This is a genomic window from Streptomyces phaeofaciens (genome assembly GCF_014648915.1).
Classification (GTDB): domain Bacteria; phylum Actinomycetota; class Actinomycetes; order Streptomycetales; family Streptomycetaceae; genus Streptomyces; species Streptomyces phaeofaciens.
Genome location: NZ_BMSA01000002.1, coordinates 64,867 through 77,851, shown reverse-complemented (window position 1 = coordinate 77,851; position 12,985 = coordinate 64,867). Strand labels below are relative to the sequence as shown.

The following is a 12,985-nucleotide window of genomic DNA, read 5'->3' as shown; positions in this document are numbered from 1 at the left end:
CCTTTGACTAAAGTCAAAGAGTTATGGAGCCCGCGTCCACACCCGTGTCGACCGACGACGTGGCGGCCCTGCGCCGCTTCAACCGCTACTACACGCGCCGTATCGGCGCCCTCGACGACCACTACCTGGGCCAGGACCGCCCCCTGGGCGAGGCCCGGCTGCTGTTCGAGATCGGCAACGGGGTGTCGCTGCGCGACCTGCGCACCCGGCTCGGCCTCGACGCCGGCTACCTCAGCCGGATGATCAAGTCCCTCCAGGCCCAGGGCATGGTCCGCACCGGCGTCCACCCGTACGACAGCCGGCTGCGCACGGTCGAACCGACCCCCGCCGGACGGGCCGAGGTCAGGGAGCAGCACCGCCGGGCCGACGGCCTCGCGCAGAGCCTGCTCGACGGCCTCACCGGCCCGCAGCGCGCCGAACTCACCGGCGCCCTCGCCACCGCCCGGCGTCTGCTGCGGCTCGCGGCGATCACCGTCGCGCCCGTCGACGGCGCCGCCCCGGACGCCCGCGCCTGCCTCGACGCCTACGCCGCCGACCTCGACGCCCGCTTCCCCGAGGGCTTCGACTCCTCCGACCTGGTCGGCCCCGAGGAGGTCTCGGGGGACGCGGGCGCGTTCTTCGTCGCGTACGAGGAGGAGCGCCCGGTGGGCTGCGGGGCGCTGCGCACCCTGGAGCCGGGCGTCGGCGAGATCAAGCACGTCTGGGTGCACCACGACGCCCGCCGCCTCGGCCTCGCCCGCCGGCTGCTCGGCCACCTGGAACACGCGGCGGCCGACCGCGGCCTGGACGTCGTACGGCTGGACACGCACGCCTCGCTCACCGAGGCGCGGGCGATGTACCGGGCGTGCGGGTACCGGGAGATCCCGGCGTATCTGGACCACGTGTACGCGGACCACTGGTTCGAGAAGCGGCTGTCTCGCCGAGCGGCTCGCGGAAACAGGCGCGGGCCCCGCTCCGGTGAAGACCGGAACGGGGCCCGTGCGGGGTCGTTCGCCGCGCCGCGCGGGGCGGACGGCTCAGATGAGGCCGAGGGCGCGGACCGCCTCGCGCTCCTCCGCCAGCTCCTGCACCGACGCGTCGATGCGGGCGCGGGAGAACTCGTTGATGTCCAGGCCCTGGACGATCTCGTACGAGCCGTCCTTGGTGGTGACCGGGAAGGAGGAGATCAGGCCCTCCGGGACGCCGTAGGAGCCGTCCGACGGGATGCCCATGGAGGCCCAGTCGCCGTCCGCGGTGCCGTTGACCCAGGTGTACACGTGGTCGATGGCCGCGTTGGCGGCGGAGGCCGCGGAGGACGCGCCACGGGCCTCGATGATCGCCGCACCGCGCTTGGCGACGGTCGGGATGAAGTCCTCGGCCAGCCACTTCTCGTCGCTGACGACCTCGGCGGCGTTCTTGCCGGCCACCGTGGCGTGGAAGATGTCCGGGTACTGCGTGGCGGAGTGGTTGCCCCAGATGGTCAGGCGCTTGATGTCGGCGACCGTGGAGCCCGTCTTCTTCGCGAGCTGGGTCAGCGCGCGGTTGTGGTCCAGGCGGGTCATCGCGGTGAAGCGCTCGGCCGGTACGTCCGGGGCGGCGGCCTGGGCGATCAGGGCGTTGGTGTTGGCCGGGTTGCCGACGACGAGGACCTTGATGTCGTCCGCGGCGTGGTCGTTGATGGCCTTGCCCTGCGGCTTGAAGATGCCGCCGTTGGCCTCCAGGAGGTCACCGCGCTCCATGCCCTTGGTGCGGGGGCGGGCGCCGACGAGGAGGGCGACGTTGGTGCCGTCGAAGGCGACGTTCGGGTCGTCCGAGATGTCGATGCCCTGGAGCAGCGGGAACGCGCAGTCGTCGAGCTCCATGGCGGTGCCCTCGGCGGCCTTCAGGGCGGGGGTGATCTCCAGGAGGCGCAGCCGGACCGGCACGTCCGCGCCGAGCAGCTGGCCGGAGGCGATGCGGAAGAGCAGGGCGTAACCGATCTGGCCGGCCGCGCCGGTGACGGTGACGTTCACGGGAGTGCGGGTCATGGCGTTCTCCGTATGACAGCTGTCGGTGGGGCGTCCCTGCCCCGGATGGGACGTACAAATGATCGATCTCTTGGTATCAAGAGATCCATCCAGCGGTCAGGCTATCGCGCATCCGGCGGCACGGAGGTCCGGGGGTCTGTGGCCCGTCCCACAGAGTGAACACCCTCTTGTCACCGAAGCGGCGGCCGCCGGTCCGGGAGAGGTGAGACCGTGCGGCCGCCGCGGTGGGGGTACCGGGTCGCGCCGGATCCCGTGGGGGTACGGTTCGCGTGCCCAGGGAGGACGGGGATATTCCTGCCGGGCCCGGGTTTTTCGCCCGGCCGCCGCACCGCGCCACCCGTCCGGCCGCGACACGCCCTACGACGTGCGCCCTCCCCGTCCTGCGCCGTGCGCCCCTTCTCGCGCTACGCCGTGCGCCCCTCCTACGCCGTGCACCCCTCCTCGCCCGAGGCCAGCACCGCGCAGGCCTTCGCCTCCGACGCGTCCTTCACCGCGATCATCGGGGTGTAGGCGATGGTGTCCCCGGCGGTGGTGATCCGGCCGGTCTGCCGCGCCGCGCCCACGGTCACCCGTACCGAGTCCCCCGGGGCCGCCTGCACGATCCGCCCCCACGCGGCCCCACAGGTCCTGCTGTACCGGACCTCGACCACGGCCGTGCCGACACGCGCGCTCCTCGCCGTGACCACGAGGTCCCCGCTGCACCCCATCGCCTCGGCGTCCTTGCCGGTGCACCCGGCCCCGGCGCACAGCACCCCGGACGGCAGCACGGCGGGGGAACTCCCGGACGGCGACGGCTCCCGGCCGGCCCCGACGGCCTCCTTCGGATCCCCGTCGCCGGTGAGCAGGAACCCGCCCACGACGACGACCACCACCCCCACGACCCCGGCGAGGAACAGCACCAGCCGGTGCGCCCCGCCGCCGCCTCGCCCCGGGCTCCCGCCCTCCTCGGGCGGCAGGGTGGGCGACACCCCGGCCGGCCCGGCGACACCCGGGGTCGGCCCGGCCCGCCCGCCCGCCCGGTCAGCGGCGGCCGCGCCCCCCTCTCGCCCGCCCGCACCGCGCCCCGGCGGCCCGGACTCCCCGGCCGGGGTCCGCGCCCGGGCGATCCCGATCGCCTCCGTCGCCGCGTCCTGCCGTAGTTCCGCGCGGCTCCAGGCACGTTCGGCGAGTTCCCACAGGGTGGTCAGATGGACGGACGGGGAGCCGGTGACCTCGGCGAGGGCGACGACCGCGCCCTTGGGGGCGAGCAGACGGCCGTTCAGATAGCGCTCCCAGGACGTCCTGCTGTAGCCGGTCCGGTCGGCGAGCGCCGGCAGGCTCAGGCCGGCACGGTCCACGACCCTGCGCAGCAGTTCGGCGAACTCCCTCACCTGGGGATCGAGTTCGTCCGGCAGTTCCTTCCACCGAGGCATCGAACCCCCCTCCCTCCGCCCCGTCCCCCATGGGCCACGCGGGCCCCGATGTACCGACGATTCGGGACACATCCCCGAACTGTCAACGTATCGGCACGACGAGCGCACATCAGCCGAAGGCCACCGCGCCGCCGACCGCCACGAGCAGCAGCGCCAGCAGCAGGAGCACCGCGTACAGAAGGAGCCGGCCGGCGGTGCGCGACGGGGGCGGCGGGGCGGGTTCCGCCAGACGGTCCCACCAGGGGACCGTGGGGTCGTCCTCGTACTCCTCGCCGAAGCCGCCACCCGCGGCCGGCGGCGGCTTCGGCCAGGCCTCGACGGCCAGCTCCCAGCGCACGACGTGCCGTTCGGCGTCCGCCCCGGTCACCCCGGCCACCCGGCACAGCGCGGCGACGGCCTGCCGGGGCGGCGGCTGGACCGCGTTGAGATAGCGGTGCCAGGAGGACTTGCTGTACGCGGTGGCGGCGCCGAGCCCGGCCAGGCTGAGACCCGTGCGGTCCTTCAGCTGCCGCAACTGGTCGACGAAGTGCCGCACCTCCGCCGGCAGCCCGTCCGGCAGCGGCTGCCAGCCACCCATTCCGCCCACCTTCCCCTCGGTCCGTCGGGAGGACGACGTCCGGATGCCGGACGGTTCCCTCGGCGGGCGGCGGCGGGCGCGCCCGGGGCCGGACGGGCACACGGTTTCGGAACGGTCACTTCCACGACACAGCGTGCGGACAGCGGTTGAACAGGGCGTTCACGGTGCGGCAGCGTGGAACGCGACGGCGGCCCGTCCTTCTCGGGGGAGAGGACGGGCCGCCGCGCGCGTGGGCTCAGTTGGGCTCAGTTGGTGACCGTGAAGTGCAGGGTGTCCTTGAGGAAGGGGATCTGGAGCCACGGATCGGGCTGGGCCATCAGCGCCAGCAGGACGATCGCCGTGCCCAGCACCCCGTAGGTCGCGATGTCCGTGAAACGGGAGCGCACCGCGAGCATGCCGACGCCGGGCAGCATCCAGCGCAGCACCGCGCCGGCCAGCAGGGAGACGCCGATCAGCACGGTCCCGATCCGGAACTGGTCGAGCGCGGTCAGCAGCAGGCCGAGCGCGACCCCGCTCAGGACCGCGATGATCGGCCACTGCCGGGCGGCCAGCGCGTCGGCGGACGCGGCCCGGCCCCCGCCCTCGGGACGCGCCGTGTCCCTGGTGAACTTCGGGAAGCGGCGGGTGACGCGGCGCGGTACGCCCTCGGCGTCCGGCGCGCTGACGGGATCGCGCACCTCGATGTCCTCGGGCTCGCCCGAGGTGTTCTCAGCCGGCACTGCGCTCCGCCGCCTCGACCACGTTGACGAGCAGCTGGGCACGGGTCATCGGGCCGACCCCGCCGGGGTTCGGGGAGATCCAGCCGGCCACCTCCCGGACGTCCGGGTGGACATCGCCCACGATCCTGCCCTCGGCATCGCGGGAGACACCGACGTCCAGGACGGCGGCGCCCGGCTTGACGTCCTCGGCGCGGATCAGGTGGGCGGAACCGGCGGCGGCGACGATGATGTCCGCGCGCCGCAGATGCGCCGCGAGGTCCCTGGTGCCGGTGTGGCACTGGGTCACGGTCGCGTTCTCGCTGCGCCGGGTGAGCAGCAGCGGCATCGGGCGGCCGATGGTGACACCGCGGCCGACGACCACGACCTCGGCGCCCTTGATCTCGACGCCGTGGCGGCGCAGCAGGGTGAGCACGCCGTGCGGGGTACAGGGCAGCGGGGCGGGTTCGTTGAGGACCAGCCGGCCCAGGTTCATCGGGTGCAGGCCGTCGGCGTCCTTGGCCGGGTCCATCAGCTCCAGGACGCGGTTCTCGTCGATGCCCCGCGGCAGCGGCAGCTGCACGATGTATCCGGTGCAGGCCGGGTCGTCGTTCAGCTCGCGGACGACCGCCTCGATCTCCTCCTGCGTGGCCGTGCCGGGCAGGGTGCGCTGGATGGAGGCGATGCCCACCTGGGCGCAGTCGCGGTGCTTGCCCGCGACGTACTTCTGGCTGCCGGGGTCGTCCCCGACGAGGATCGTGCCGAGGCCGGGCGTCACGCCCTTCTCCCTCAGCGCCGCCACGCGGGCGGTCAGATCCGACTTGATCTCGGCTGCGGTGGCCTTGCCATCGAGAATCTGGGCGGTCATGGCCCCATCCTCCCGGATGACGGGCCCCCGGTTCCAATCCGGGTGACCCGGGCGGTGACCTGGGCGGTGACCTGGGGCGTGGGCCGACGGGGTGCCGGACCCGTCCGCCGGCGTGCGCGTCCTTGATCGATGATGTTGCACTTGCACAACACCTGCGGAATGCGGCTGGACAACAAACCGGCCATTGCAGAACGATTGACACCACAGTGCCGCGGGCAGTACCGGGGGGACGAACCGCATCTGTACCACTTCCTCCGAGACAGGCCGCCCGTCGTCCCCGCACTCGAGTGCAAACGGAGGAAGGACCGCCATGAGTTTCGGCGAGCCGAACAACCCCTACGGGCCGCCGCAGCCGGCCCCTCAGCAGCCCCCCGCCCCGGGTTACGGCTACCCCGGCCAGCCCCCGCAGCAGGGTTACGGCGCCCCGCAGGCACCGGGATACGGGCAGCAGCCCTACCCGCAGTACCCGGGCGACCCCGGCTTCCAGGGCGGCTACCCCGGTGGTCCCGTCGGCCCGTTCGCCATGCCGAGCCTCGCCCGGGCCGCGCAGATCATGCTCGGCATCGTCGTCCTCGCCCATGTGATCGTCGCGGGCGGGTACGCCTGGGTGCTGTCCGTGTGGGACGAGAAGATGGACGAGGCGGGCGTCACCGGCACGGCGGACGCCGAGCAGGTCGCCGACCTCGGCAAGGGCGTCATCGTCTTCCTCGTGGGCCTGGCCGCCGTCTTCGCGATCCTCGGCCTGATCCTGCTGCTCCAGTGGACCAAGGGCGGCAACGGCGTCCGGGTGTGCGCCATCGTCTACGGCTCGTTCGCGATCGTCACCGGCATCTTCATGATCGCGGCCTGGGGCCTGGGCATCGTCCTGATGGTGGTGTCGATCCTGCTGATCGTCTTCTCCGCGAAGCGGGTCACCGCGGAGTGGTTCCGACGCCCGCGCTACTGACGGCGAAGGAGCGTCTTCACGCCATTCCTCCGCGGGGCCGTGTCACACCGTGACACGGCCCCGTTCCGTCACCCACTCTGATGCCGGTAGGCGCGGGTGGGGAGCGGGAGACACAGCGTGTACAGCATCATCGTCGTACCACCGGTGGACCCGGACGACGGGCGCGGCGGCCATGAGCCCCGGCGCCGGCTCCGGCTCGCCCCCGGTGAGCGGCTGACCTTCGGCAGATCGGCGCGCGACAACGACCTGGCGATCCCGCACGAGGGCGTCTCGCGGCGGGCGGGCGAGATCACCGCGCAGGGCGCCTTCTGGATACTCAGCAACTACAGCCGGGAACAGACCTACGTGGTGGAGAACCCGGAGGGCGCCGGCGAGCACATCAAGGTCGCGCCGGGCCGGCTGGACGCGCCGGTCCCCTTCGAGTTCGCCCGGATCGTGCTGCCCGCGGCGGGCGACCTCCTGCCGGTCGAGGTGTGGGCGCCCCGCCACGACTACCTGGGCACCGCGTCGGGCCTGGACGGCGCGACCACGGCACCCGCGTTCTCCCTGGACCGCAGCAAGCGGTACTTCGCGGTGCTCGCCGCCCTGTGCGAGCCCCGGCTGCGCGGCGAGCCGCACGCCCCGCTGCCCACCGTCGAACAGGTCGTCGCCCGGCTGCGGTCCGCGTGGCCGGCCGCCTCCCGCACCTCCGTGCAGTGGAACATCGACTACCTGGCCGTGAAGCTGCGCCTGAAACCCGGCCCCGACACGGCCGACCCGGGCCCGCGCCTCAACGGCAAGAAGGAGTCCCTGGTGTCGCTGGCGCTCCGCTTCGACCTGGTGCGCGAGGACGACCTCGCCGTACTGAGCGGGCGGACGCCCCCGCCGTCGGATCCGGCGGCCGTCCGGTGACCGGGGCCTTCACCGTCCAGGTCCCCCGGGGGTACCGGATCGGCCGCTGGGAGGTGCGCGAGCCCCTCGCGAGCGGGGCGTTCGGCAGTGTGTACGCGGCCCGGCGGGTCCCCGATGACAACGATGCCTCACCGGACCTGCCCGAGTCGGCCGCCCTCAAGTTCCTGCCCACCGGCACTCGCACCCCCCGCCAGCTCGCCCACCTGCGGGAACTGGCCGAGCGGGAAGTGGAGTTGCTGAGCCGGCTGACCAGCCCGCGGCTGATCCGTCTCTACGAGACCCTCACCGTGGACGACCCGGCCCGCCCCCACCTCGACGGCGCCACCGTGCTGGTGCTGGAGAAGGCCGAGACCTCCGTGGCGGCGCTGCTCGCACGCACCCCGAGGCCCGCGCCCGGGGCCGCCCTGCTCGCCCAGGTCTGCGCGGGCCTCGCCCAGCTGCACCGCGCGGGCTGGGTGCACGGCGACCTCAAGCCCGCCAACGTGCTGCTGATGAAGGACGGTTCGGCCCGTCTCGCCGACTTCAACATGGCCGCCGAACTGGAGGGCACCCACGCCTACACCCCCGCCTTCTCCACCCCCGACTACACCCCGCCCGAGCTGCTGTGGGCCGAGATCGGCGAACGCGGCCGCCGGATCCGCCCCTCCGCCGACGTGTGGGCCTTCGGGGTCCTCGCCCATCTCGTCCTCACCGGCTCCTTCCCGCTGCCCGGCGGCACCCCGACGGCCCGCCGCGACGCGGCCGTCGCCTACTCCCGCGGCACGGCCGAGCTGCGGCTGTCCCCCGAACTCCCGGACTCCTGGCGTGAGATCGTCCGCGCCTGCCTGGCCCGGACGCACGCCGCCCGGATCGGCACCGAGGTCCTGCTGCGCCGGGTGGAGAAGGTCACCGGGACGGCGCCCTCGGGCGGCCGCCGGCCCCGCCTCGCCGGCCGCTTCTCGCGCCGTACGGCGGTCCTGTCCGCCGCGCTCGCCACCACCGCCGTGGCGGCCCTCGGGTACGGCGTCGCCACCTGGGGCGGCGACGGCGTCCCGCCGGACGCCGGGGCCGGCGGGTCGACGGCGAACACGGCCGCGGTGTACGGCGCCGAGTACCTCCGTACCGACCGGGGCGTGCCGCCCCCGTACCGGCTGCTGATCGTCGAGACGGCGCGCGACTGCGACCAGGGGGCCGTCACCCCGGCCCTGATCGCCGCCATGCTGAAGGTGGAGAGCGACTTCGACCCGGACCTCGCCGACCCCGGCAAGGACGAGTACGGCATCGCCCGCTGGACGCCGCGCGTGCTGCGCTGGTGGATGAACGAGGACGGCACGCCCGGCGAGACCGTGCCCTCGCCGCCGTTCCCGCCCGCCGAGTCGATCCCGGCGATGGGCCGCTACCTCTGCTGGATCGCCCCGCGCCTGGACACCGACATCGCCGGCGACCGGCGCGTCCTGGTCGCCGCCGCCTACCGCACCTCCTGGGACACGGTGAACAAGGCCGGCGGGGTCCCCGCCGCGTACCGCGCCTACGCGGCAGAGGTGGCCCACTACCTCAAGGAGTACACGCCCCCGGGCCGCACGTGACCCTGAGAGGTCCGAGGTACCCCCCGGCCCCGGCGTGCCCGATGGTGTGAGTGCCGCACCGGGGACGGGCGGCGACGGGGACCCACGGGGAGACGGGGGACCCTCGGGGGAGACGGGGGAACGTTCCATGAAGCGTGCGCTCGCTTCGCTGTGTGCGGTCGCGGCGGTGACGGGGGCCGTCGCGACCGGATGCGGCCGGGGCACGGACACCGGCGCCCGGCAGGACCGGCCCGGGCCGCTGACCTGGCAGCAGGAGCTGCGCGTCGACGACGCCCAGCAGCGTCTGACCCGGCAGTGCATGAACCGGCAGGGGTTCTCCTTCTGGGAGGACCGCTCCCTGACCCTGCGCGAGAGCATGCCGGTGCGCTATGTGCAGGACGACGTCGAGTGGGCGCGGACGTACGGGTACGGCGGCCGGATCGACGCCCGGCAGGAGCGACGGCGCCTGCACCACCCCGTCGTCGCGTACCGGAAGAGCCTGTCCCCCGCGCGCCGCGCCGCCTTCGACCGGGCGCTCGACGGCGGCAACGGCTTCCAGGTGCTCTCGGCGAAGCTGCCCGGCAGCGGCCGCGAGGTCCGCAAACGCCTCGGCGGCTGCACGGCGGAGGCGGAGAAGGCCCTCTACGGCGACCCCGGCGCGTGGTTCCGCGCCTCCAAGACCGCCACCGGCCTGAACGCGCTGTACGCCGACGACCTGCGGCACGACCGACGGCTGACCGCCGCCGTGGCCGCCTGGTCACGGTGTCTGGAGAAGGCCGGACTGTCCTACCCGGACCCGCAGGCGGCCCGTGACGCGATCCGCGAGAACACCGCGCGGCTCGGCCCGGCGGGCGCCGACCGGGCGTTCGCCACCGAGCGGACGACCGCCGTCGCCGACGCCCGCTGCGCCCGCTCCACCTCCCTGAGGTCCGTGGCCACGGCTCGCGAGACCTCCTACCTCGACCGGCTTCCTGACCGGTACGGCGAGGCGCTCGACACCTACCGGCGCCTCCAGCGGCAGGCGTACGACCGCGCGGTACGGATCGTGCCGCAGCGCGCCTGACGCGACCAACCGATTCGACGAAACGAGGGGAACACCATGCGCAAGTTCGCCATCACGGCGGCGGTCGTCGGCCTGACCGCGCTCGGGCTGGGCGTACCGGCGACGTCCGCCCAGGCGGCCGACACCAGCGCCCAGGCCACCGTCTGCAACAGCAAGTGGCCGGGCCGCAACGGCAACGTCTACGCCTGGGACGGCTACGACTGCCAGGGCGCCCTGCTGGGCGTCACCGCGGGCAACGACTCCGACTGGAGCCAGGACGGCGGCGGTTTCACCAACGCCTGGGACAAGGCGTCGTCCGTCATGAACGCCGGCTACACCGGCGGCAACGACGTCGTGGAGTTCTGGTTCATCCAGGAGTACCAGTCCGGGTACGCCTGTCTCTCCCCCTACGAGTACTTCGCCGACAACCTCTCCGACAACACCTTCAGCAACGGCGAGAGCGCGGACAACAACATCCGCTCGCACAAGTGGGTGAGCAGCTGCAACGTGTGGCTGACCTGACCCCGCCGACCGGTGCGGGCGGTCCCGGCCCCACCCGGGGCCGCCCGCACCTCCCGGCTCCGGGGGGCGTCCCGCGTGACCGCCGTACGGGGGTCGGCGGAGACGGGAACAGAGACGGAGACGGGAACGGGAACGGGCGGCCCGGCAGGATGCCGGACCGCCCGTTCCCGTGCGCGCTCAGTGGAAGAAGTGCCGCGTCCCCGTGAAGTACATGGTGACGCCCGCCTTCTTCGCGGCCTCGACCACCAGCTCGTCACGGACCGAACCGCCCGGCTGGACGACGGCCTTGACCCCGGCCTCGACCAGGATCTCCAGCCCGTCCGGGAAGGGGAAGAACGCGTCGGAGGCAGCGTACGCGCCACGCGCCCGCTCCTCGCCGGCCCGCTCGACGGCGAGCTTCGCGGAGTCGACGCGGTTGACCTGGCCCATGCCGACACCGACGGAGGCGCCGTCCTTGGCGAGCAGGATCGCGTTGGACTTCACGGCCCGGCACGCCTTCCAGGCGAAGGACAGCTCGGCCAGCTGCTCGGCGTCGAGCGCCTCGCCGGTGGCGAGGGTCCAGCCGGCCGGGTCGTCGCCGTCCGCCTGGAGCCGGTCGGTGACCTGGAGCAGGACCCCGCCGTCGACCGGCTTGACCTCGACCGGGTTGGCGGGGGCGCCCGGCGCCTTCAGCACCCGGATGTTCTTCTTCTTGGCGAGGGCCTCGAGGGCGCCCTCCTCGTAGTCGGGCGCGACGATGACCTCGGTGAAGATCTCCGCGACCTGCTCCGCCATCTCCTTGCTGACGGGCCGGTTGACGGCGATGACCCCGCCGAAGGCCGACAGCGGGTCGCAGGCGTGCGCCTTGCGGTGCGCCTCGGCGACGTCCGCGCCGACCGCGATACCGCACGGGTTGGCGTGCTTGATGATCGCGACGGCCGGCTCGTCGTGGTCGTACGCGGCACGGCGGGCGGCGTCCGTGTCCGTGTAGTTGTTGTACGACATCTCCTTGCCGTGCAGCTGCTCGGCGACCGCGAGACCGGCGCCCGTGCCGTCGACGTAGAGCGCGGCGGGCTGGTGCGGGTTCTCGCCGTAGCGCAGGGTGTTCTCGCGCTCCCAGGTGGCGCCGAGGAAGTCGGGGAACCGCGACTCGTCGACCGGCGCGTAGGAGGAGGCGAACCAGGAGGCGACGGCGACGTCGTAGGCGGCCGTGTGCTGGAAGGCCTCGGCGGCGAGCCGCTTGCGGGCGGCCAGGTCGAAGCCGCCGCCGGCGACCGCGGCGAGGACGTCGCCGTAACGGGCCGGGCTGGTCACGACGGCGACCGACGGGTGGTTCTTGGCGGCGGCACGCACCATGGACGGCCCGCCGATGTCGATCTGCTCGACGCACTCGTCGGGCGAGGCACCGGAGGCGACGGTCTCGCGGAACGGGTAGAGGTTCACGACGACCAGGTCGAAGGGCTCGACGCCCAGCTCTTCCAGCTGACGCCGGTGGTCGGGGAGCCGCAGGTCGGCGAGGATGCCCGCGTGGACCTTGGGGTGCAGGGTCTTGACGCGGCCGTCCAGGCACTCGGGGAAGCCGGTCAGCTCCTCGACCTTGGTGACCGGGACGCCGGCGGCGGCGATACGGGAGGCGGTGGAGCCGGTCGACACCAGCTCGACACCGGCCTCGTGCAGCCCACGGGCCAGCTCTTCGAGGCCCGTCTTGTCGTAGACGCTGACGAGCGCACGCCGGATCGCCCGCGTGGAGCTGCTGTCGATGGTCTGGGCGGTCACTGGATAACTACCTTTCGTCCCTCAATGCGATAGCCGTTGCGGGCGAGGCGCCCCACGACCTCGACGAGCAGCCTTCGCTCGACTTCCTTGATGCGCTCGTGCAGAGCGCTCTCGTCGTCCTCGTCCCGGACCTCGACCACGCCCTGCGCGATGATCGGCCCGGTGTCGACGCCGTCGTCGACGAAGTGGACGGTGCAGCCGGTGACCCGGGCGCCGTACGCGAGCGCGTCGCGCACCCCGTGCGCCCCCGGGAAGCTGGGCAGCAGGGCGGGGTGCGTGTTGACGAACCGCCCGCCGAACCGCGCCAGGAACTCCTTGCCGACGATCTTCATGAACCCGGCGGAGACGACCAGGTCGGGCGCGTGGGCGTCGACCGCCTCGGCGAGGGCGGCGTCCCAGGCGTCGCGCGTCTCGTGGTCCTTGACCTTGCACACGAAGGTCGGGATCCCGGCGCGCTCGGCCCGGGCGAGCCCCTCGATGCCCTCGCGATCGGCTCCGACGGCCACGATCTCGGCGCCGTAGGCCTCGGTGCCGGTGGCGGCGATCTCGTCGAGGAGCGCCTGGAGGTTCGTACCGGATCCGGAAACCAGCACGACGAGGCGCTTGGCCACGGGCTTGGCGGCCACGGTGGGGACCCTTTCTCGGGGAGGCGTTCGTACGGCCGGACCGTACGACGTCTTGTATGTTCGTACGAATGCATCGCGCTCCCGGATACGGGGAAGCATAC

12 protein-coding genes and 1 pseudogene are annotated in these 12,985 nt (G+C 73.2%); 6 read left to right on the top strand and 7 right to left on the bottom strand.

All coding sequences use genetic code 11. The annotated features are described in order from the left end of the window. Positions 1 to 23 precede the first annotated feature (23 nt). Positions 24 to 917: pseudogene (locus tag IE275_RS03815) on the top strand (bifunctional helix-turn-helix transcriptional regulator/GNAT family N-acetyltransferase); the annotation flags it as partial. Positions 918 to 1,016: 99 nt separating this feature from the next. Here IE275_RS03815 and IE275_RS03810 read toward each other — a convergent pair. From IE275_RS03810 to IE275_RS03790, 5 genes are all read right to left on the bottom strand, one after another. After that, positions 1,017 to 2,006: a malate dehydrogenase gene (locus IE275_RS03810; protein ID WP_189707509.1), complete on the bottom strand. Its 990-nt coding sequence runs from the start codon at positions 2,004 to 2,006 to the stop codon at positions 1,017 to 1,019. Positions 2,007 to 2,428: 422 nt separating this feature from the next. Beyond that, entirely contained in the window at positions 2,429 to 3,418 is a 990-nt protein-coding gene (locus tag IE275_RS03805) for a helix-turn-helix domain-containing protein (protein WP_189707507.1), read from the bottom strand. A gap of 109 nt (positions 3,419 to 3,527) precedes the next feature. Beyond that, positions 3,528 to 3,995, bottom strand: coding sequence for a helix-turn-helix domain-containing protein (locus IE275_RS03800; protein WP_189707505.1), 468 nt, complete (start codon positions 3,993 to 3,995; stop codon positions 3,528 to 3,530). Between the two features lie 245 nt (positions 3,996 to 4,240). After that, entirely contained in the window at positions 4,241 to 4,714 is a 474-nt protein-coding gene (locus IE275_RS03795; RefSeq protein WP_189707503.1) for a DUF3017 domain-containing protein, read from the bottom strand. Beyond that, positions 4,704 to 5,558: a bifunctional methylenetetrahydrofolate dehydrogenase/methenyltetrahydrofolate cyclohydrolase gene (locus IE275_RS03790; RefSeq protein WP_189707500.1), complete on the bottom strand. Its 855-nt coding sequence runs from the start codon at positions 5,556 to 5,558 to the stop codon at positions 4,704 to 4,706. Before IE275_RS03790 ends, IE275_RS03795 begins: the two co-directional genes overlap by 11 nt. Before the next feature lie 310 nt (positions 5,559 to 5,868). On the opposite strand from IE275_RS03790, the gene IE275_RS03785 reads away from it, so the two are divergent. The 5 genes from IE275_RS03785 (at position 5,869) to IE275_RS03765 (ending at position 10,503) form a co-directional block, all read left to right on the top strand. Continuing rightward, positions 5,869 to 6,504 (top strand): DUF2076 domain-containing protein, encoded by a 636-nt coding sequence (locus IE275_RS03785; protein WP_189707498.1) that lies wholly within the window; start codon positions 5,869 to 5,871, stop codon positions 6,502 to 6,504. A gap of 117 nt (positions 6,505 to 6,621) precedes the next feature. Then, positions 6,622 to 7,395, top strand: a complete 774-nt coding sequence (locus tag IE275_RS03780) for an FHA domain-containing protein (protein WP_189707496.1) — start codon at positions 6,622 to 6,624, stop codon at positions 7,393 to 7,395. Beyond that, the gene (locus IE275_RS03775; RefSeq protein ID WP_189707494.1) at positions 7,392 to 8,960 is read left to right on the top strand and encodes a serine/threonine protein kinase; all 1,569 of its coding nucleotides are present in this window, start codon (positions 7,392 to 7,394) and stop codon (positions 8,958 to 8,960) included. The genes IE275_RS03780 and IE275_RS03775 overlap by 4 nt, the downstream gene beginning before the upstream one ends. A 127-nt stretch (positions 8,961 to 9,087) precedes the next feature. After that, positions 9,088 to 10,002, top strand: coding sequence for a hypothetical protein (locus tag IE275_RS03770; protein WP_189707492.1), 915 nt, complete (start codon positions 9,088 to 9,090; stop codon positions 10,000 to 10,002). A 36-nt stretch (positions 10,003 to 10,038) separates the two neighbouring features. Further along, positions 10,039 to 10,503 (top strand): hypothetical protein, encoded by a 465-nt coding sequence (locus IE275_RS03765; protein WP_189707490.1) that lies wholly within the window; start codon positions 10,039 to 10,041, stop codon positions 10,501 to 10,503. Between the two features lie 177 nt (positions 10,504 to 10,680). Here the strand turns inward: IE275_RS03765 and purH are convergent, their stop codons facing one another. Then, positions 10,681 to 12,258, bottom strand: a complete 1,578-nt coding sequence (gene purH, locus IE275_RS03760) for a bifunctional phosphoribosylaminoimidazolecarboxamide formyltransferase/IMP cyclohydrolase (RefSeq protein WP_189707488.1) — start codon at positions 12,256 to 12,258, stop codon at positions 10,681 to 10,683. Continuing rightward, on the bottom strand, positions 12,255 to 12,884 hold the full coding sequence (gene purN, locus IE275_RS03755) for a phosphoribosylglycinamide formyltransferase (protein WP_189707486.1): 630 nt from the start codon (positions 12,882 to 12,884) through the stop codon (positions 12,255 to 12,257). Before purN ends, purH begins: the two co-directional genes overlap by 4 nt. Between the last annotated feature and the right edge of the window lie 101 nt (positions 12,885 to 12,985).

Coding starts and splice junctions, on each gene's coding strand:
- IE275_RS03810 (WP_189707509.1), bottom strand. CDS start 2,006: ATGACCCGCACTCCCGTGAACGTCACCGTCACCGGCGCGGCCGGCCAG.
- IE275_RS03805 (WP_189707507.1), bottom strand. CDS start 3,418: ATGCCTCGGTGGAAGGAACTGCCGGACGAACTCGATCCCCAGGTGAGG.
- IE275_RS03800 (WP_189707505.1), bottom strand. CDS start 3,995: ATGGGTGGCTGGCAGCCGCTGCCGGACGGGCTGCCGGCGGAGGTGCGG.
- IE275_RS03790 (WP_189707500.1), bottom strand. CDS start 5,558: ATGACCGCCCAGATTCTCGATGGCAAGGCCACCGCAGCCGAGATCAAG.
- IE275_RS03785 (WP_189707498.1), top strand. CDS start 5,869: ATGAGTTTCGGCGAGCCGAACAACCCCTACGGGCCGCCGCAGCCGGCC.
- IE275_RS03770 (WP_189707492.1), top strand. CDS start 9,088: ATGAAGCGTGCGCTCGCTTCGCTGTGTGCGGTCGCGGCGGTGACGGGG.
- IE275_RS03765 (WP_189707490.1), top strand. CDS start 10,039: ATGCGCAAGTTCGCCATCACGGCGGCGGTCGTCGGCCTGACCGCGCTC.